The following is a 20323-nucleotide window of genomic DNA, read 5'->3' on the forward strand; positions in this document are numbered from 1 at the left end:
CTCTCGCCGTTTCGGTGGCCCCGCGCGCCGGTGGTAGTGTTGTCGACGGTTCACGGGCCTGTGGCGCAGTTGGTAGCGCGCTTCGTTCGCAATGAAGAGGTCAGGGGTTCGATTCCCCTCAGGTCCACCCAAAGTGTCTTACGGGAACACGCGACATCGGAAGATGTGGAGTGTTCCCGTTTGGCGTCCTTGCCTCCGGTCGCCTCTCGGACGATGGTCGCGAACGGTTCGGCGAGGCGCGGGTGTAGCTGCTCGTCCTCGGTGATCTCCAGGCGCGTGTAGAACGCCTGATTCGCCAGTCTCCTGCTCCCGTCGTCGGAATGGGCGTAGGCGCGGTGAGCGTCGGTCAGGAGCCGTAGGCTGTCGTGGAGGAACGCCCGGCCACCGACGTGGTGTTCGTCGTGCTTGCGCAGGCGGTGCTCGATGTCGGCGAGCCCGGCACGGATGCGGTCTTGGTGCCGCTTGAGTGTTGGCAGGTCGATCGCGTCGGCGAAGTGCGCGGCAAGCAGCTTGTCGCTCTCGGCGTCGAGCCGCGCCCGGTTCGCGGTGAGGTCAGCGAACTCCTGATCGCGGCCAGCGCCGCGCTTGTCGAACGCGGCATCGACCTCGGCGGCGAGGTGCCGGTAGTCGTCTTCGCTGATCGTAATGTTGGTGTAGGAGTCCGCGACCAGCCGCTCGGCAACTTGGACGGGCACGGCCCGTCGGGTGCAGGTTGTCCGTTTCGCGGCTCGGCCGGAGCAGACGAAGTAGGCGTAGGTCGTGCCGCGCGGATTGGTGGCGAAGTCGAGCAGCATCCGCGACCCGCAACTGCCGCAGTGCAGCAGCCCTTTCAGGTGGTGCGCGTGCTGCACGTGCCGGGTTGCGTGCGCGTTGCGCGCCTTCAACAGTGATTGCACCTGATCGAAGAGCGCGGGCTCCACGATGGGCTCGTGCGCGCCAGCATGCAACGCACCCCGGTAGCGGATCACACCCGCGTAGTAGGGGTTCGTCAGCACGCGGTAGAGGGCGTTCTTCCCCAGCGGCTTCGCCGGGCGCTTCGGAGTCGGCACAGACACCAAGCCTCGCGCGGTGAGGTCGCGCAACAGCGCGGTCACGGAGGTCTCGCCCTTGGCGTAGGTCTCGAATGCCCACGCGATGAGCGCGGCTCGTTCGGCATCGACCTCGACCGTGCGTACCTCGCGACCAGCGTCGTCGGTGCGGCGCACGTTCAGGTAGCCAATGGGTGCGCGTCCGGGGGTGCCGCCCTGAGCGACCTTCTGCGTCAACCCCTTCGTGACTTCGGTGGCGAGGTTGCGGCTGTAAAACTCCGCAATCGAGGACATGATGCCGTGGACGAGCATCCCGGAAGGCGTCTGGTCGATGGACTCGGTGGCCGAGACGAGGGTGACCCCGGCGTTGATGAGGGCTTCGTGAATCTTCACGTCGTCCGCGCGGTTGCGGGCGAGCCGGTCGAGCTTGTGCACGATGCAGAACGCGACGCGGGTGGCGGCGATGAACGCCAGCATGTCCTGTAGCCCGCCACGATCCGCAGACCGTGCCGACTCCCCGGCGTCAACGAACTCACGCACAATCCGCGCGCCCAACTCGTCGGCCTTCCGCTGGTTCGCTTCGCGTTGGGCGGGGATCGAGAAGCCCTCGTCGGTGCCGCCACGCTCGGCCTGCTCCCGCGTCGACACACGCAGATACGAGACGGCCAGGAGCACCGGCGCTTCGGCGGCCTCATTGGAAGTCTTGGTGCTGAGTGTCGCGGTGCTCATGGTGGGCCTCCTTGCCGGGGTACTACTTGGTGTCGATTCTCTCGCGCACCCCTGACAAGACGAAGGGCTCAGTGGCACGCAGACGCCAGGTCGTCGGGCGGTGGCAGACCGAAGGGGTCGGGCTCGCCGTTCTCCCACGCACGGTGGCGGGCCTCGGCGACGTCGAGCACCCACTCGATCAGCTTGCTGAGGTCAGGCTCTTCACGCCGCGTCACCCGCAGCCGCAGATGCCTCTCTTCGCTTCGCATGCCAGACAGGTGCACAAGCCTCCGCGCGATGCACACTTTCGCCCGTCCGCCCGTCACCACTTTGAGGTCACACGCATCTTGCAGATCGAGGAATCGCCACTTACGTCGGTGACGAAACCGACGTAGCGTAGAACATGGCCACCAAACGCTACGACCCCACAGCGACCGACTTCAACGGCCGCTACTCCCGCTGGGTCGCCGCCCTCGAATCCGGCACCGAAGCCGAGCTACTCGAAGCCACCATGGCACTCCCGACGCTCAACAGGCGCGTGCTCAAGAAGCTCGCCGCGGTTGATCGGGACGAACCAGACTCGACGGTGCGGGCGGAGCAGAAGCGCGTGATCGTGCTGCTCAGCGAGATCAACGCCAACCAGGCCGCACGCCTCCGTGAACGGAAGCAAGCGGAGCAGCGTCGCCGCGACCGGACCGTGCGTGTCGAGCGCCGAGTCGAGCTACCCGCCACCTGCGCCAGATGCGGCACCAAGCTCAAGGAAGTGAAGTCCACGGGCAGGCCGCGCCTGTACTGCTCGCCCGCCTGCCGCAAGGCCGCCTACGAAGACCGCCGAGCCCACCGCGACGGCGCGGTCAAGGTGCAGATCGTTGAGAGACTCGTCACCGAGGTGCGGGAGCGCCGCATCGAGGTACCTCATCCGAGGAGCGACTGCATCGATGCTGTGCTCTACGACAACGATGCTCTCGTCCAGGCCATGTGGGTGCTCATCGACAACGTCGCCGACGAGAACTACGAAGCACTCAACCCCGACCAGCCAAGGTTCTGGGATCTCTACAACAACGTCGAAGTCCTCTACGAGGCGCTCGTGAAGCGTGCAGCAGCCGATGACCGTCGCCCTGCCGCGCCCGACGAGTCGACACCGAGGAACAAGCACAGGCGCAACATGCAGCTCATGACCCGGCGGCATCCGTCGATGGGAGCGATTGACCAGTAGCACGCGGCGTGCTCCCCGGTCGCTGTCGGTGGTCCCAGATACGATGAGAGGGTGTTGGCGACAGACCTCTTAGGCATCGCCGAGGTCGAGCGAGTCGCCGCCCTCGGCGGCCTAGACGCGCGTACGCAGAGCGACCTGGGGCAGTTCTTCACCCCCGCCGCCGCCGCTCAGCTGATTGCCTCCCTGCCGAGCCTGCCATCGACCGGCACACTGCGCGTGCTCGATCCTGGAGCCGGCTCAGGCGTGCTCACCGCAGCTTTAGTGAGCCGCGTGTTGACAGAGCGGCCGGAGTTGTCGGTAGAGATCGTCGCAGTCGAACGAGACCCTGCCATGCTGCCACACCTTCAGGCAACCCTCGCCGAGTGCGAGCGCGCTGGGGAAGGTCGAGTGGTGGCGGAGGCCGTCGTGGCCGATTTCATTCTCGATTCCACGGGCTTAGATGCCTCACTCAGTCTGGATGCACAGTTCGATCTAGTAATCGAGAATCCGCCTTACGGCAAGCTCGCGGCGTCAAGCACACACCGAACCGCCATGCGTGCCGCCGGAGTCGATACTCCGAACCTCTACGCTGCGTTCCTTGCCCTGTCTGTCGCAGCGCTGCGTCCTGGTGGGCAGGTTGTTGCGATCACACCCCGATCATTCTTCAACGGCCCGTACTTCGGCGGTTTTCGCTCCCACTTGCTCGACTCCATCGCGCTTGACCGGGTACACGTCTTCGACTCCCGCTCGACTGTGTTCGCCGACACGGGCGTGCTTCAGGAGAACGTCATCTTCTCTGGAACTCGGGGAGCTAGTGCCGATGTCGTTGAGCTTTCGGTCAGCCGCGACCACACCGACGACATCGCGTCGCGCCTCGTACCCTACGACGATGTCGTCTTCCCAGATGACCCCAACCGATTCATCCGACTGGCAACCGATGTCGAGGACACCAGGGTTGCCGAGCTGGTGCTTTCCCAGCCTTGCGCACTGACCGATCTTGGCGTACAGGTGTCGACCGGGCGGGTGGTGGACTTCCGTTCACGCCATGCGCTTAGCGGCGTCGAACTGCCGGAGGCGGTACCGCTGATCTATCCGGGCAATCTCCGGGACGGTGGAGTGCTCTGGCCTCGGGCAATCCGCAAGCCTCAATGGTTCCAACCGATCGACGACAAACACCGGGCGATGATCCTCCCGGAGGGCTGGTACACCGTCGTCAAACGGTTCAGTGCGAAGGAAGAGCGCCGACGGATCGTGGCATCAGTCTGGTCGCCTAACGACAACCCTGGTGAAGTGGCCTTCGAGAACCACCTCAACGTGTTCCACATCGGAGGTCGCGGGCTGGACGAAGACCTCGCTAGAGGCATCTCGGTCTGGCTCAACTCGTCGGTAATCGACAAGTTCTTCCGCACCTTCTCGGGCCACACTCAAGTCAACGCCACCGATCTCCGCACCCTGCGGTTCCCAAGCATGGAGACCCTGCGTTGCCTCGGGCGGAACGCCGTCGTGTCGCAGGTCGAGGTCGACTCTCTTGTCAAGGAGTTGGTTGCCGCATGAGCGAGCTGAGCAACGACGCCTACGAACGAGTCGAAGATGCCCGCATCGCCCTGGAGACGCTCGGCATGGATGCAGAGCGCAGCAACGAACGTTCCGCGCTCGTGCTCCTGGCCCTCCTACGGCTCACACCCGCTGAGTCATGGGCAGAGGCAGCCAACCCGATGCTCGGAACACGGGCGATCATGGACTTCATCCGCGACGAGTACGGCAAGGACTACGCGCCGAACACTCGCGAGACCGTCCGACGGTTCACACTCCACCAGTTCGTGGAAGCACGACTCGTTGTCCAGAACCCTGACGAGCCGCAACGCCCTGTGAACTCACCCAAGTGGAACTACCAGGTCACCGCCGAGGCACTGGACGTTCTGCGCGCCTACGGCACCGACGCCTGGCAATCCGCAACCGACCGATACCTTGCTGACCTTCCCGGACTCAAAGCACGCTACGCGGCTGCGCGCGAGATGGATCGCATCCCGCTGACCCTCCCGGACGGCTCGATCTTCACCCTTTCGCCCGGCGGGCAGAACGTGCTCCTCAAAGCGATGGTCGAAGACTTCTGCCCTCGCTTCACACCCGGTGGGCAAGTGCTCTACATCGGCGACGCGGGTGACAAGTGGGCACTCTTCGAACGAGAGACCCTGTCCTCACTCAACGTCGAGGTCGATGAGCACGGCAAGATGCCCGACCTCGTCATCTACCTCCCCGACCGCAACTGGCTCGTGCTCCTGGAAGCAGCAAGCTCACACGGCCCGGTCGACTCGAAACGCCAAGCCGAACTCGCCGGCCTGTTCGCACAGTCAACGGCAGGCCTCGTCTACGTCTCCTGCTTCCCCAACCGGGCAGAGTTTCGCAAGTACGTCGACAAGATCGCCTGGGAATCCGAAGTCTGGTGCGCCGACCACCCCACGCACATGATCCACTACAACGGCGAACGCTTCCTCGGGCCATACGAATGAGTCAGTTGGCCGTCAAACTAGGGATCGAACCGGAGCAGCCATGGTTGATCGTCGGATGACCTTGCCCACTTCGGGTGAAGTTGTGGCCGCCCTGCGCGACGCTGGTTGGCTCTTGGAGCAGGACACTGCTCGCGCTTTGGGCGCCGGTGGATTCCACGTGATGCAGGGTAAGGCGTTTCCTGATCCAGACGACGCGACCGTATCACGCGAGGTAGACGTTCATGGCTATCGACAGCTCTATCGCGACGATGAACTATCGTTCAGCGTCGGCCTTCGGGTTCTTGCCGAGTGCAAGCAGAGTTCGATGCCTTACGTAGTGGTAGGCGGCCCCGCGAGCCGCTACGAGTTGGAGCGGGACCGAAAGGAACAACACTTCCGGTTCCCGACCGTCGAGACTGGGCGGACGGAACTTGGGGACGGTCGAGCGCAGCTTCACTGCACGCGTGCTCGTGAGTATCTCGGGATCGACAAGCTGCCAGGCAATCCGTGGGAGGGCGGTTTCCTCGGGACTCAGCTGACCCGCCTGGACCGTAAGCAGACCTGGCTCGCGGACAACCGGGGGATCTTCACGTCATTGGTCCACCCGCTGGCAAAGGCGTTGACGTACTTTCGTTCGCAGGCGAATAGGACCTCCTACGTCATGCACCGGCCAGGTCAGGAATGGGCAAGCATCGACTTCTATTACCCCGTAGTCGTCACCTCTGCACCAGTATTCGCGGTTGACGTCATGAGCGAGAATGTTGAAGCCGTTGAGGTCCCATGGGCTGCCGTGACCCGCGAGATCAAGTCGGCAAAGGTCGATGGACAGTTCAACATCGACGTCGTGTCTGCCGGGTCGCTCTCCACCTACCTGGCGGACCGTGTAAACAAGTTTGGCAACGCAGTCGCGGAGATCGCGAGCAACGACCCTCAGCGCTTTGTCAGCCATCAGGATCATGAGTACGCGCCTCGCCTCAACAGCTAACAGCAGTCTTCGTCCAGGCGGTGCCACGGTGAACGCCGAACTGCTCGTCAAAGTGGTGACGCTGATGCCGCACTTGCGGGACCGTACGTACGGCGGCCGGGTCAAGTCCCTGGAAGTGGTGTAACGGCTGATCCTTCGCTTTATGCGCTGAGCGCGATGAAGGTGTCGGCGACCACCTCGCTTTCGGTGTCGGGCAGGACGCGCATGCGGGAGCGGGCCAGAACGTCCAGCCCGAGGTAGCGGCGCCCCTCGGCCCACTCGTCGGTCTGCTCGGCCAGGACGCCGCCGACCAGGCGGATGATCGCATCGCGGTTGGGGAAGATGCCGACGGAGTCGGTGCGGCGGCGGATCTCGCGGTTGAGGCGCTCGTTGGGATTGTTCGACCAGATTTGGGACCACACGTCTTTGGGGAACTCGGTGAAGGCCAGGATGTCGGCCCTGGCGGTATCGAGGTGCTCGGCGACCGCGGGCAGCTTCTCGGTCACGTAATCCAGGGTGCGGTCGAACTGGGCGTGCACGTCGGAGGCGGTGGGCTGGTCATAAACGGAGTGCAGCATCGCCTTCACTGCCGGCCACATGCTCTTCGGGCTCACGCTCATCAGGTTCGCCGCGTAGTGGGTGCGGCAACGCTGCCAGGTCGCGCCGGGCAGGTTCGCGGCAATCGCGTCCTTCAAACCGGCATGCGCGTCACTGGTGACCAGCTGCACGCCGGTGAGGCCGCGGGCGACGAGGTCTGCGAAGAACGCATTCCACGCCGACCCGGTCTCAGCTGTCGCGGTTTGCAGGCCGAGCACTTCGCGGCGGCCGTCCCCGTTGACGCCAGTGGCGATCAGCACGACCGTGTTCACCACCCGGCCACCCTCACGAACCTTCATCGTCAGAGCGTCGGCGGCGACGAACGTGAACGGGCCCGCCTCAGCCAAAGAGCGGTGCCGGAACTGGTTCACGTGCTCGTCGAGCTCGGCAGCCATCCGGGACACCTGCGACTTCGACAGGGCGTGAATGCCGAGGGTCTTCACCAGCTTGTCCATCCGCCGCGTGCTGACGCCTGCGAGGTAGCAGTCGGCGATCACGGTGATCAAGGCCGCCTCGGAGCGCTTGCGACGCTCCAGAAGCCACTCCGGGAATTACGTGCCCGATCGCAGTTTCGGGATCGCGACATCGATCGTGCCAGCCCTGGTGTCGAGATCGCGGTGGCGGTAGCCGTTGCGGTGAGTGAGGCGGTCAGGGGACGGCTGTCCCCATTCGGCGCCGACCACGGCGTCGGCGTCGGCGGACAGGAGGGCGTTGATCATGGTTTGCAGCAGGTGTCGCATCAAATCCGGGGAAGCGTCGGCAAGGGCTTCACCGAGCACCGTTGCAGGGTCGACAATGTGGGGAGCGGTCATCGTGTTGATGCCTTTCGAGAGGGTTGTAGGAGATTCCTCGAAGGATCACACGGTGACCGCGTTCACGTCAGCAACGACGTGCGCGACCACCGTGGGTTACACCACTATGCGGGACTCCACTTACGAGAACTCGAATAGATGCTGACGCATGGTCAGTTTCGCGGCACTTGATTCACCCGCAGCAGTTACACACGGTCGGTGAATCGGGTCTCGACTAGAATTGAGTCCAATGACTCGATGACTGTTGGAACAATTACTGTTTCGCCGAGATCATCTCAACAGTTGCCGCGCCGTCTTTGGATACAGCACCTCGGAGGTGATGGAAATGGGGTCGAATGGGGGCCACATGGGCTGGTGGGGTATGGGCTGGAGTTGGGTCTTCCTCGTCCTGCTCGTGGTGGGAATTGTCATACTGATCGTGGTTCTTGTTCGAGTCTTCGCCGCACGTGGGCCTCGACAGACACCTCATCGCATCGGGACCAGTGGGGCTCGTGAGTTGCTGGATGAGCGCTATGCCCGTGGAGAAATTGACACCAGTGAGTACGACGAGCGACGTCAACGACTCGACGGAGCACCTGACGCATGAAACCGATCACCCGTCGACAGGCGCTCCAGCTCGGGGCTGTGGGAGGGCTCGGTGTCGTTATTGGAGGGATCGGTCTCTCTCAGACAGGTCTTCCCTGGGGTGGGCGCGTGGCTGATGGTGATCTGCTGGTTGAGCCAGAGGTGTTACGCAGCAGCGGTGGTTTGCTGCAGGTGGATCTTGTCGCCGCTCGTCGCGAGGTGACCATCGCCGGGCGACAGGTACAAGCCTTGACCTACGGGGGCACATTGCCGGGGAGAACCTGGTGGGTGCGACCGGGGGACACCATCGAGGTGCAGTTGCGTAACGAACTGGACACCCCAACCAACCTGCATACCCACGGGCTACAGGTTTCTCCCTCGGGGAATAGTGACAACCCCTTCCTCTCTATAGACCCTGGGCAGAGTTTTGGTTACCGGTTTACCTTGCCAGAGGATCACCCGTCTGGTGTGTGCTGGTATCACCCTCATCGGCATGGCTCAGTCGCTGACCAGCTATTCGGCGGCTTGTACGGTGCACTTATTGTCGAGGATGAAAAAATGCCGGTCAGTCGAGAGCGGGTGCTCGTCGTCTCCGACATTTCACTCACCGCTGGAGGACAGATCGCGACCGCCTCGGGCATGGACGTGATGATGGGCCGTGAAGGTGATCTCCTATTGGTCAACGGCCAGCACCGCCCACACATGTCGGCACGACCTGGGGAGCGGGAACGCTGGCGAGTGATCAATGCGTGCACTTCCCGTTACCTACGTTTGGCCTTGCCCGGGCAGCGCCTGGAGTTGCTGGGGATCGACGGGGGTCACGAACAGGCTCCCCGGGAAGTGCGGGACGTGCTCCTGGCTCCCGGTAATCGCGCCGACCTTCTCGTGAGCATGAGCGCCGGTAGTGGTGAGTTTCAGACACTGGGCTACGACCGTGGTGGAATGGGAATGGGAATGATGGGAGGTCGAAACCTCTCCGGAGCTGAGGCCATTGCCACGCTCACTGTCTCCGGGCAAGAGACTTCTACGCCAGATACGGTGCCAGTTCGCGCGCCGGTTCTTCGGGATCTACGCGAGCAGCCTGTTGCGCGGCGGCGGGAGATTGCCTTCACCATGGGAATGGGGTCGATGATGCGCGGTGGCGGGAGCATGATGGATCTCGGATTCGACGGTCGTACTTTCGACATCGACCGAGTTGACCAACGCGTTGCTGCGGGAGCCGTGGAAGAGTGGCTCATCACGAACCCCACACCCATGGATCACCCCTTCCATTTACACGTATGGCCGATGCAGGTGATCGAGACGGACGGGCAACCGGTCAGCGAACAGGTTTGGCGTGACGTCGTCAATGTTCCTGCCCAAGGTCGAGTGCGGGTGCTCATCGACTTTGCTCGTCACCCGGGGCGCACCGTATACCACTGCCACATCCTTGATCATGAAGATGCTGGCATGATGGCCATCGTCGATGTCGGCTGACCAGTTGCAGCGGCGTTGCGGCCGGGTCAAGTCCCTGGAAGTGGTGTAACGGCTGATCCTTCGCTTTATGCGCTGAGCGCGATGAAGGTGTCGGCGACCACCTCGCTTTCGGTGTCGGGCAGGACGCGCATGCGGGAGCGGGCCAGAACGTCCAGCCCGAGGTAGCGGCGCCCCTCGGCCCACTCGTCGGTCTGCTCGGCCAGGACGCCGCCGACCAGGCGGATGATCGCATCGCGGTTGGGGAAGATGCCGACGGAGTCGGTGCGGCGGCGGATCTCGCGGTTGAGGCGCTCGTTGGGATTGTTCGACCAGATTTGGGACCACACGTCTTTGGGGAACTCGGTGAAGGCCAGGATGTCGGCCCTGGCGGTATCGAGGTGCTCGGCGACCGCGGGCAGCTTCTCGGTCACGTAATCCAGGGTGCGGTCGAACTGGGCGTGCACGTCGGAGGCGGTGGGCTGGTCATAAACGGAGTGCAGCATCGCCTTCACTGCCGGCCACATGCTCTTCGGGCTCACGCTCATCAGGTTCGCCGCGTAGTGGGTGCGGCAACGCTGCCAGGTCGCGCCGGGCAGGTTCGCGGCAATCGCGTCCTTCAAACCGGCATGCGCGTCACTGGTGACCAGCTGCACGCCGGTGAGGCCGCGGGCGACGAGGTCTGCGAAGAACGCATTCCACGCCGACCCGGTCTCAGCTGTCGCGGTTTGCAGGCCGAGCACTTCGCGGCGGCCGTCCCCGTTGACGCCAGTGGCGATCAGCACGACCGTGTTCACCACCCGGCCACCCTCACGAACCTTCATCGTCAGAGCGTCGGCGGCGACGAACGTGAACGGGCCCGCCTCAGCCAAAGAGCGGTGCCGGAACTGGTTCACGTGCTCGTCGAGCTCGGCAGCCATCCGGGACACCTGCGACTTCGACAGGGCGTGAATGCCGAGGGTCTTCACCAGCTTGTCCATCCGCCGCGTGCTGACGCCTGCGAGGTAGCAGTCGGCGATCACGGTGATCAAGGCCGCCTCGGAGCGCTTGCGACGCTCCAGAAGCCACTCCGGGAATTACGTGCCCGATCGCAGTTTCGGGATCGCGACATCGATCGTGCCAGCCCTGGTGTCGAGATCGCGGTGGCGGTAGCCGTTGCGGTGAGTGAGGCGGTCAGGGGACGGCTGTCCCCATTCGGCGCCGACCACGGCGTCGGCGTCGGCGGACAGGAGGGCGTTGATCATGGTTTGCAGCAGGTGTCGCATCAAATCCGGGGAAGCGTCGGCAAGGGCTTCACCGAGCACCGTTGCAGGGTCGACAATGTGGCTCTTCGCAGTTGAGGGGGTAGGTCGGTAGCGCGTCGGGGTCTGGAGACAGGGTCGAGGTCTTCCAGGATGGAAGTTCTTCAGGCTCACCATCCGAGAAAGACCTCGACGTGCTCAACGCTACCTTCGACCCCGCCGATCTGACTGTCTTCTGCCGTCTCGAGGAGCTCGGACTCGTGGTCGCCGGGCAGCGGATCGAGGCACATCGGGCGGTGTTGGAGTGCCGGATCGTGGAGCCGGACCAGTGGTGCCGGTGGTGCGGGGCGGAGGGTGTCTCGCGCGGCACCGAGGCGAGACGGCTCGCGCATGTCCCGTTCGGCGAGCGGCCGACGACGTTGCTGGTGCGGGTGCGCCGCTACCGGTGCTCGGGATGCGGCAGGTCGTGGCGGCAGGACAGCACCGCGGCGGCTGAGCCGAGGTCGAAGCTGTCCCGTGGAGCGCTCACCTGGGCGCTCACCGCGCTCGTCGTGGACCATCTCACGATCAGCCGAGTCGCAGCTCGGCTCGGGGTGTCCTGGCACACGGCCAACAGTGCTGTTTTGGAGGAAGGCCGTCGGAGGCTGATCGGCGATCCGGCCCGCTTCGATGGGGTCACCGTGATCGGTGTCGATGAACACGTCTGGCGGCACACGAGGTTCGGGGACCGCTACGTGACCGTGGTCATCGACCTGACCCCGGTGCGTGACGGGACGGGTCCGGCGCGGCTGCTGGACATGGTCGAGGGCCGATCGAAGCCGGTGTTCAAGACCTGGCTCGAGCAGCAGTCCCCGGCGTTCCGGGCCGGGATCGAGGTGGTCGCGATGGATGGGTTCACCGGCTTCAAGACCGCCGCCGCCGAAGCCCTCCCCGACGCGATCGAGGTGATGGACCCGTTCCACGTCGTCCAGCTCGCCGGCGACGCCCTCGACCGCACCCGGCAACGCGTCCAACAGCACACCCTCGGCCACCGCGGCCACGCCGGCGATCCGCTCTATGGTGTTCGCCGCGCCCTGCACACCGGGGAAGCGTTCCTCACCGACCGACAGCGCGCCCGCATCGAGGCGGTGTTCGCCATCGACGAGCATGTCGAGGTCGAGACCACCTGGGCCGTCTACCAGAGCATCGTCGCCGCCTACCGGCACCCCGACCGAGCCGCCGGGCGCCGAGCCCTGCAAGCGGTGATCGACTCGCTGCGTCACGGCGTTCCCGAAGTCCTCGTCGAGCTGGGCAAGCTCGGCCGCACCCTGCATCGCCGCGCCGGCGACGTGCTGGCCTATTTCGACCTGCCCGGCACCTCGAACGGTCCAACCGAGGCGATCAACGGCCGACTCGAACACCTCCGCGGCAGTGCGCTCGGCTTCCGCAACCTCAGCAACTACATCGCCCGCAGCCTGCTCGAAAGCGGCGGATTCAGACCCCACCTACCCGCTTGATTGCGAAGAGCCGACAATGTGGGGAGCGGTCATCGTGTTGATGCCTTTCGAGAGGGTTGTAGGAGATTCCTCGAAGGATCACACGGTGACCGCGTTCACGTCAGCAACGACGTGCGCGACCACCGTGGGTTACACCACTATGCGGGACTCCACTGGCGCCCGCTTCCTTGTCAGATCGAGCTGAGCTATTGAGTGAGCGTCTGTCGTTGCAAGAGTCAGTCACTCGCCTATGCGAGCGACCTGTTCGCGGCTGCGACGAGCGACGCCCAGGACCTCTGCTCATCGCCGGTCAAAGCGTCAGCGCCATTGGTAGCGAGCCATCGGACGAAAGCGCGAGCAAGCTTCCACTTCGATACTCCGGTGTGTTCGTCGGCCAGAATCTCCATGATCGGCCGCTGCGATTGTGCTGCGATCGTAGCGACACTGTCCCATCCGCACTCGTCTCGCGCAACGAGGCCGAGGCTGACACGAAGCAGGTCCTCAATCTCGGCTCGCTGAACCCCGGTGATGTGATCGCCGGTTCGGAGGATGCGCTTGTTGGTAAGGAGCTGCCAGAGGGCTTCCTGTTCCGCGGCTTTGTCCCCGGCGGCGTCCGAGTCCAGCAACGCGGCAACTTTCAAATCTTGGCTGGTGAGAATCGTGCTGTAGTAGACGACCTTGCTGGCGCTACCCGCCGGCACGAGCGCTATTCCGTTGTCTAGCGTGGCACCGCCTTGCGCGGCGAATGCCGAGTTCAGGGCTTCGACGTAGAGCAGGTCTGTCACGCCTTCGACCACCAGATTCTTCTGGTGTGTGAACATGCTCTGCGCGAGGTCGTAGCCCAAAGCTGCCTGGAGGGGGTAGATCGACTTCGGATCATCGACTGCGAGACGGGTGTGGACCTTCGTGCCCGTCTTCCGATCGGTCATTTCGACTATGCGAACTAGATCGAGTTCGTCCGAGCCGACCATAAAGGGCGAGTGGGTCGTGTAGACAATCTGGTTTCCCTCGGCGAGCCGCGAGACCGTCTTGCGGAACTCCTGCTGCTTCAGGGCGTGGAGACTCAGGCCGGGCTCGTCCAGAAGGAGGATCGCGTCCTTCAGATCGTCCTTGGCCTGGGCATGGAAGACGACAAAGAACGAGACGAGCCAGCGAAAACCCTCGCTCCGCTGATCCAACTCGACGGGAATGCCGAGCTCGTCCTCGACCAAGGTCTGGAGGTACTGGCCATCTACATCCAAACGAATGGTCAGCCTATCGTCGTTCCAGACTCTCCGAATTTCCTCAGTGAGCCGCGCTCCCGCCGTCTGGAGCGCCCTCTTTCGCTCAGTGACGCGGCGTTCGTGGGCGGCCAACTCCTGCTTGTACTGATTCTGGACGTTGACATCATTGTCGTAGTTGTGCCCCTTCTCGGGCGCTTCGGATGCCATGTCGGAGAGTTCCTTGGCGGTGAATCCCAAGAACTTTAGCAGTTGCAGGTTCCCGAAGTCGTAGTCCAGGTCGATTTCTCCAGACGCTTCGCGCTCGGCCAACCGATTGAGGTGAATGCGCGGGCGGACCGCGAAGTACGAGGAGTAGTAGACGAAAGGAGGCATGCGATCCGCTAGGTGCTTGCCGATCTTGTCGCGCGCAAGAGCACTCTTGAGCACTCCGCTCAGCGCATCCCAATGGGTCTCGGCGGCAGACCCCTCTGCGAACAACGGCAATGCTGCATCAAGGTGCGTCTTCAGTCCAGCGGCTACCTCGCCACTGATCGCGGCATCTGAGGCTTGTGCGTCTTTCCAATCCGATATCGCCTTGGCGACTTGCTTCGCATCTTCGTCGGACTGCTTGTTCATCGCGCCCGCGAGGCGGAGGATCGCCTTCTCGGCATCACCCATGGTTGGCGCCGAGGGAAGCCCTGTCACCGAATAGGTCCGCTTCTTGTTCATCCAGGCGGTCATGACGAGCCGGATGTCATCGGAGCCTTCTGGCAGGCTCAGACCGGCTAGGTCTTTCGGCTCCGGGCGCATCACGACGCGGGCCACAGCCAGCGTTGCCGGGTCAAGGTTCTTCCGGCGGATGTCGTCAACCATGGCCGCGGGCGCGTCGAAGAGCCAGTCGATCGAGGCGGTGTCATCGGTGGGGCTGGCGTGCTGTAACGCCTTCAGCAGAGCGGTCTTACCCGCCTCGTTGATGCCTACGAGGATTGTCTTGTCGGGCTCCACCTCGAACTGACTGCTGTCGATCACGCAACGAAAGTTGCTGACCGTGGCGGACTCAACGCGCATCGTGACACCTCCCTTGTGCGCGGGCTCGGCATCGCCCTGGGAGTTTCAAGGGTATCGGTGAGGAGCGACACAGGCGGGGTGGCAGCGCGCGCGTCTATGAGATGAGTTCACGGGTTGCCTCCCTCGTCAGCCCTTGCGTGTCTTCGCCCACACCGTGCCCCGATGCACACCGAACCGGCGTGCGAGCACGATCACGCTGACGCCCTGCGCGCGGGCTGTTCGCATAGCGTCCACTTCCTCGTCGGTGAGGCGTGTTCGAGGTCGTTTCTTTGGTTCGGCTGACGCGCCGATCAGAGGGTCGTCGGCCTCGCACTCGGACTCGGCATCCTCGCGGATGCCTTGATTCCACGCGGAAACGAGCCTCTCGACCCGTGGTCGCCTGTTCCCGCAGCGCTCCGTTGCGTCCACCCTCCCACCGATTTGTTGCGCGACTCTAGCGCGACGCGTGACCGCATAACCTGCGGTCACAGGGTTCGACTCCCCTCAGGTCCACCATCCCACCGCTCTGTCGCACGGCTCGTGCTCTACGCGTGACCGCATATCGCGCGGAGCGCCTACATCTCCTCGTGGGTCTCCGGGTCACCGCCAAACAGGCGGCCGTCGGGGCGCCCCAGCGCGGTCATCGCGGCGACCTCGTCGTCGGTGAGCGTGAACCCGCCGAGGTCGAGGTTCTCGCGCTGACGGTCGGGATCGCCCGACTTCGGGATCGGCAGGGAGCCGATCTGCTGGTGCCAGCGCAGGATCACCTGCGCTGCCGTCACGCCGTGGGTCGCGGCAGCTCCCGCCACGGGAGCGGACTCCTTGACGGGTGCGGCTCTACCGAGCGGGCTCCAGGCCTCCGTCACGATGCCGTGCTGCGCGTGGAACGCGCGCAGCACGACCTGCGGGAAGAACGGATGAAGCTCGACCTGGTTGAGAGCGGGCATGACCCCGGTCGCGTCGGCGACCCGGGTCAGGTACTCCGGCGTGAAGTTCGAGACGCCGATCGACCCGACACGGCCCTCCTCCTGCAGGCGAACCATGGCGCGCCAGGTGTCGACGTACTGGTCGACGCGCGGGTTCGGCCAGTGGATGAGGTACAGGTCGATGTGCTCGAGCCCGAGAGCGTCGGTGGATCGGTCGAACGAGGCCAGCGTGCTGTCGAAGCCGTGGTCGCGGCCGGGGATCTTCGTCGCGACGATGATCTCGTCGCGGGGCACGTCGGTGCGCGCGATCGCGCGCCCGACGGCATCCTCGTTCCGGTAGTTGACGGCGGAGTCGATGAGTCGGTAGCCGGCCTCCAAGGCACTGAGCACCGCGCTCGTGGCCTCCTCGTCACACAGCGGGTACGTGCCGAAGCCGATGTCGGGCAGACTCGTTCCGTCGGTGAGTGCAGGCATGCACGGCACGGTACGGCATCCTCCGGAGAGCTGCGCCGCCGGTGCTGCGCAGGCCACGCGGTCCCGGGTGGCTCTCGCCCGGCACTGGCGTGCCTGCCAGGCTCGAGGCATGAGTGACCGTGCGACCTTCGCCGCCCTGCCGACCGCCGCGATCGCCGACGCGGCGGTGCGGCTGCAGCTCGACGTGCCGAGCGCGCCCCCGACGATGAGGATGCTCGGGGCCGGGCATCCCGTCGCGGGGCTCGCACTGCCGGTCACGCACGAGGGCAGCGTCGACGCGTTCCTCGCCATCATCGATGATGCGCGCCCCGGGTCGGTGCTCGTCGTCGACAACGGTGGCCGCGACGATGAGGCCTGCGTCGGCGACCTGATCGCCCTCGAGGCCCACCGTGCGGGGCTCGCTGCGATCGTCATCTGGGGGCGGCACCGCGACACGGAGCAGCTGCGGCAGATCGGGCTGCCGATCGTGAGCTGCGGCGCCCACCCGTACGGTCCGCGCCGTGCACCCGCGACGAGCGTCGTGCGCCGCAGCGCTCGCCTCGGCTACGTGCCCGTCACCCCCGACGACCTCGTGGTGCTCGATGAGGACGGCGTGCTCGTCGTTCGCCCCGATCGCCGCGAGGAGCTGCTCGAGCTCGCGGCGAGCATCCGCGAGACGGAGGCCGCGCAGGCCGACCGCATGCGCCAAGGAGTGAACCTGCGGGCGCAGGTGCGGTACACCGAGTACCGGAAGCGCCAGCGCGACGAGCCCTCGCTGACCCTGCGGGAGCACCTGCGCGACATCGGCGGCGCTGTCGAGACCTGATGTGTGTCGGTGCAGGCATGCGAGAGCGCCGCGGGTTCCCTGGGCGCACGGATGCTGGTAATGTCGGCGCGCACGAGGGTGACCAGCCCGAGTCGCCCCATCAACGACTCTGGAGTGGGCGATGTCTGCCACTGCTGCCCGTGTAGGTCATGGAATCGCTTCGTTCCTCATCCAGGCGGTCTTCTTCGCGCTGGTGACGATTGCCACGCTCGTCTGGGGCTGGGTCGGCCTCGCCGTCGTAGCGGTGGTGTCCTTCGTTGTTCAGTTCTTCGTGCGGCGCGCATTCGCGGTCGCGCGTGCGAAGCAGTATCCGCCGAAGCGCGACCCGGGGTTACCCTTGCGCTGGACTCCGAGAGTCAGCGTCGGCGGCATCCTCTCCGGCCTTGCGCTCGGCATCGGCGGCGCCATGATCCTGCAGCAGTTCGGCCTTGCGGTCTTCGACGTCGGTCGGCTCATCCAGGCGCTCGTGGCAGGCCTCCTCGTCGGCATCATCGTGCCCTCCCTGCTGTGGGCCGTGACCGTCGCCCGCTACAACGCACGGTTGCGCCGAACGTCGCCGGTCCGTGCGGCGGCGGGAATGAGCGTAGTGACGGTCCTGGCGTGGATCGTCGTCGGCGCCAGCGGGATGCTCGGCCTCGACGCGGGCGCCGCATCGCCCGCGCGTGCCGACCTCAGCGGGTCGTGCGAGATGAGCGTCAACGGGCAGTCGCTCGCCGAGCTGACCGTCGCGAATCCGGTGATCGTCGCCGACCGCGACGCGACGATCGCCTACAGCTTCACGAAGCCCTCGGGCATCACGAGCGGGTGGGGCGGTCTCACCTACATGGGTGCCAACATTCCGGTATTCAGTCAGGGCGACGACGATGTCGACCCAGACGGCGACGGTGCAGGTGTTGAAACGGGAGTGCTCCCCATCGGGCAGCTTCTCAACGCCGGCACCGGCCTCTACGAGGGGAGGCTGGAGTGGAGCTTCGCCGACGGCAGTTCGTGCTCCGGCTCGGTCGTCTTCGACCTTCTCGGAGACCCCCTGAGCACGCCACTCGGGGCGGGAGCCGCTGCCCTCGTCGCCGGCGGATTGGTGGGACTGCTCGCGGGCGCGGGCGGCAGCGGCGCAGGCGCGCACACCGCACTGCGCCGCACGACGGCGGTGACGGTTTCTGCTGGTGCGGCTGCGAGCGGGCCGGCGACGCCACCCGGCGTCGGCACGCGCACGGTAGTTCTCTCTGGCGCAGAAGCACGCGCGGCGCTCGAACGAATGCGCGCGAGCGGGCAGGGCGCGGTCATCGAGCTACCCGAGAGTGAGCGATGGGATTTCACGGCCGACACGGAGGGTCGAAGCCACCGAGAGGGCTGGGTGGGAACGCACGGGGCCGTCATGCGCGTCGGCGCCGTCATCGAGGGGGACGACGGCGAGATCACGATCTCGCTCGACGTCACCCCGAGCACGAGTACGGGTGACCCTTCAGCGCACGCGGCTGAGCCACCAGAACCCTCCGAACCGGTCGACTCTCGAGGGCCCGATACGACCGCCCCCGAGCCACGTCCTGCCGACGAGCGTCCTGAATCGGTGGACCCTCCCGACGCCGTCTCGTCGACGGCACCCGCCGAAGGCGACGTCGCCGATTCGCCCGCGCCGACCGGCACGCCGCCCACCACGCCGACCGATCCGGATGCGACCGCGTCGGAGGCCGAGAGCGCGACTACGGAGGCTCACGCGAGTGCTCCCGCGGCCCCGGGCGCTGCTGGGCCGCCCGGCTCAGCCGCGACGGAGCCGCCGCCGCCGCCAGCTCCTGACCCCAGTGCCGCGCCATCGGCGGAGGTGACCGCTGCGTTGGAGGAGCTTCGGGCGTCGGTTCCGCATTCGCTCCGCCCCGTCGTCGACTATCTCGAGCCGCTCATCACGTCGGGCGCCCGGGAGGCGACGATTCCGGCAAGCCTGCTCGACCTCCCCGGGGTGGACATTCGAGACGGATACTTCTCCTACGATCTCGGCTTTCTGGACGTGCGGATCGCACCGGCGGTCGGGCAGGACGGCGGGCTCAGCGCCGAGGCGAGCGCCGTGGTGTACGGCATCGAGGCGGAGGTGCCGTCCGAGGTTCTCGGTCTTTTGGACGACGGGCTCGCGGGAGTCAATGCCGTGCTGCGTGACGCTGGCGTGACGCTCACCGACGTGACCGTCGACTCCGCGGGGGTTCACATCACGGGCGCTTCGACGTAGACACCGTGCTCGCCGGATGGTGCTCGCCCGCACGAAGACCGGGGCGACCGCGACTCACACCGCGTAGTCGACCACCGCGCGATCGCTGACGACGGAGGCGATGAATGCCGCAGCCTCCTTGTGCAGGGGGTGCACCTGGTAGGCCTCGAGGGCAGCGTTGTCCTCGTGCTCGGAGACGAGCGCGAGGTCCCAGTGCCCGTCGACGAGCCCGAGGTCGCGGTCGACTCGAATGCTCTCGATGCCGGCGATCTGCGAGTGCAGGGCCTCGAGTCGGCTCGCGATCTCGGCCGCGTCCTCGCGGCGCTGGGTGTCGTCCTCGGCGGCGAGGCGGAACAGCACGATATGTCGGATCATGCGCTCAGCCTAGAGCCACGCCCGCTCGGGCTGCCCTCGCGCCGGGGGCCGTCGCGGGTAAGGTGCGAGACATGAGGCCGCCGAGCTGCGAGGTGTGCGGGGTCGACCTCGACGACACGGCCGATCGGCTCGTGACGTTCGTGCTCGCGCGCGGCTCAGGCCGCTCGACTGCGGCGAGGGCCGAGCGCGCGGTGGGGCATCCCGAGAATCAGGGCTGGTTCTGCGATGTGCACGTCGCGGCGGCGCGCGCTCTGTCTGCGACCTCCACACTCGCTGACGCGGTGCGCGCTGCGCGCTCCGGTGATGCGAGCGGGATGCCCGAGCCGAGCCCGCCGCCCGCCGACCCTGCCGAGCCCTCGTGGGAGACCGTCGCGCAGAGCCTGCGCTCGACCCTCCCGGCGCTCGCCGCGGCGATCGGTCTCGACGACGTGCGGCCGGTCACGGAGTCGACGCGCGAGTGGACGCCCATGGACGGAGCCGGGCCGCCGTGGTGCCCCTACATCGACCGGGTGACGACGGTCATCGAGCACGACGGCGCACGCGTGAGCCTGGCCATCGAGCGAGCCCACTGGAACGACGACGAGCTCGCCCGCGCGGACGTGCGCCTCGCGGTCGACGCGCCGGGGGTCGCCGCGAGCGTGAGCGTCGCCCGCGGGCCCGGTGGCGATTCGGTCGGAGAGGTGCGCGGGGTCGACGCGCTGCCGGAGGGCGCTCGCTCCCTCGTGCGCGAGGCGCTGTCGGCCCAGCAACCCCCGCTGGAAGACTAGGGAGC

General features: G+C 65.7%; 14 protein-coding genes, 1 tRNA gene and 3 pseudogenes. 11 read left to right on the forward strand and 7 right to left on the reverse strand.

Going from position 1 to position 20323, the window contains the following annotated elements:
* The first annotated feature begins 54 nt into the window (after window positions 1-54).
* Window positions 55-127, forward strand: a tRNA-Ala gene (locus tag HUJ41_RS02160).
* Between the two features lie 592 nt (window positions 128-719).
* Here HUJ41_RS02160 and HUJ41_RS12715 read toward each other — a convergent pair.
* Window positions 720-1757: pseudogene (locus tag HUJ41_RS12715) on the reverse strand (recombinase family protein); the annotation flags it as partial.
* A gap of 68 nt (window positions 1758-1825) precedes the next feature.
* Window positions 1826-2005, reverse strand: a complete 180-nt coding sequence (locus HUJ41_RS02170) for a hypothetical protein (RefSeq protein WP_179873158.1) — start codon at window positions 2003-2005, stop codon at window positions 1826-1828.
* A 134-nt stretch (window positions 2006-2139) separates the two neighbouring features.
* Between HUJ41_RS02170 and HUJ41_RS02175 the strand changes: the two genes are divergently transcribed.
* From HUJ41_RS02175 to HUJ41_RS02190, 4 genes are read left to right on the forward strand one after another with little or no spacing between them, the layout of a single operon-like run.
* Window positions 2140-2952, forward strand: coding sequence for a hypothetical protein (locus HUJ41_RS02175; protein WP_179873159.1), 813 nt, complete (start codon window positions 2140-2142; stop codon window positions 2950-2952).
* Window positions 2953-3003: 51 nt separating this feature from the next.
* Complete coding sequence (locus tag HUJ41_RS02180; protein WP_179873160.1) at window positions 3004-4485, forward strand: Eco57I restriction-modification methylase domain-containing protein; 1482 nt, start codon at window positions 3004-3006, stop codon at window positions 4483-4485.
* Complete coding sequence (locus HUJ41_RS02185) at window positions 4482-5441, forward strand: BsuBI/PstI family type II restriction endonuclease (protein WP_158039419.1); 960 nt, start codon at window positions 4482-4484, stop codon at window positions 5439-5441. The genes HUJ41_RS02180 and HUJ41_RS02185 overlap by 4 nt, the downstream gene beginning before the upstream one ends.
* 55 nt (window positions 5442-5496) lie before the next feature.
* Window positions 5497-6405, forward strand: coding sequence for a hypothetical protein (locus HUJ41_RS02190; RefSeq protein WP_179873161.1), 909 nt, complete (start codon window positions 5497-5499; stop codon window positions 6403-6405).
* Between the two features lie 140 nt (window positions 6406-6545).
* Here HUJ41_RS02190 and HUJ41_RS02195 read toward each other — a convergent pair.
* Window positions 6546-7793, reverse strand: a pseudogene (locus HUJ41_RS02195) (IS256 family transposase).
* Between the two features lie 361 nt (window positions 7794-8154).
* Between HUJ41_RS02195 and HUJ41_RS02200 the strand changes: the two are divergent.
* Window positions 8155-8379 (forward strand): SHOCT domain-containing protein, encoded by a 225-nt coding sequence (locus HUJ41_RS02200; RefSeq protein WP_308409692.1) that lies wholly within the window; start codon window positions 8155-8157, stop codon window positions 8377-8379.
* The gene (locus HUJ41_RS02205) at window positions 8376-9833 is read left to right on the forward strand and encodes a multicopper oxidase family protein (RefSeq protein WP_179873162.1); all 1458 of its coding nucleotides are present in this window, start codon (window positions 8376-8378) and stop codon (window positions 9831-9833) included. Before HUJ41_RS02200 ends, HUJ41_RS02205 begins: the two co-directional genes overlap by 4 nt.
* Before the next feature lie 65 nt (window positions 9834-9898).
* Here HUJ41_RS02205 and HUJ41_RS02210 read toward each other — a convergent pair.
* A pseudogene (locus HUJ41_RS02210) lies at window positions 9899-11131 on the reverse strand (IS256 family transposase).
* Window positions 11132-11244: 113 nt separating this feature from the next.
* Here HUJ41_RS02210 and HUJ41_RS02215 point away from each other — a divergent pair.
* Entirely contained in the window at window positions 11245-12546 is a 1302-nt protein-coding gene (locus HUJ41_RS02215; protein ID WP_179872018.1) for an ISL3 family transposase, read from the forward strand.
* 227 nt (window positions 12547-12773) lie between these two features.
* On the opposite strand, the gene HUJ41_RS02220 is transcribed toward HUJ41_RS02215, so the two are convergent.
* The gene (locus HUJ41_RS02220; protein ID WP_218925623.1) at window positions 12774-14756 is read right to left on the reverse strand and encodes an ATP-dependent nuclease; all 1983 of its coding nucleotides are present in this window, start codon (window positions 14754-14756) and stop codon (window positions 12774-12776) included.
* A 593-nt stretch (window positions 14757-15349) separates the two neighbouring features.
* Window positions 15350-16174 (reverse strand): aldo/keto reductase, encoded by an 825-nt coding sequence (locus tag HUJ41_RS02225; protein ID WP_179873164.1) that lies wholly within the window; start codon window positions 16172-16174, stop codon window positions 15350-15352.
* A 109-nt stretch (window positions 16175-16283) separates the two neighbouring features.
* Here HUJ41_RS02225 and HUJ41_RS02230 point away from each other — a divergent pair, with 109 nt between their 5' ends.
* Window positions 16284-16979: an RraA family protein gene (locus tag HUJ41_RS02230; RefSeq protein WP_179873165.1), complete on the forward strand. Its 696-nt coding sequence runs from the start codon at window positions 16284-16286 to the stop codon at window positions 16977-16979.
* A gap of 121 nt (window positions 16980-17100) precedes the next feature.
* Window positions 17101-19197, forward strand: coding sequence for a hypothetical protein (locus HUJ41_RS02235; protein ID WP_179873166.1), 2097 nt, complete (start codon window positions 17101-17103; stop codon window positions 19195-19197).
* A gap of 54 nt (window positions 19198-19251) precedes the next feature.
* On the opposite strand, the gene HUJ41_RS02240 is transcribed toward HUJ41_RS02235, so the two are convergent.
* Window positions 19252-19551 carry a Dabb family protein gene (locus tag HUJ41_RS02240; protein WP_179873167.1) on the reverse strand — a complete coding sequence of 100 codons (300 nt, stop codon included), beginning with the start codon at window positions 19549-19551 and terminating at the stop codon, window positions 19252-19254.
* A gap of 71 nt (window positions 19552-19622) precedes the next feature.
* On the opposite strand from HUJ41_RS02240, the gene HUJ41_RS02245 reads away from it, so the two are divergent.
* Complete coding sequence (locus HUJ41_RS02245) at window positions 19623-20318, forward strand: hypothetical protein (protein ID WP_179873168.1); 696 nt, start codon at window positions 19623-19625, stop codon at window positions 20316-20318.
* Window positions 20319-20323 lie beyond the last annotated feature (5 nt).

Source organism: Microcella indica (assembly GCF_013414345.1).
GTDB classification, from domain to species: domain Bacteria; phylum Actinomycetota; class Actinomycetes; order Actinomycetales; family Microbacteriaceae; genus Microcella; species Microcella indica.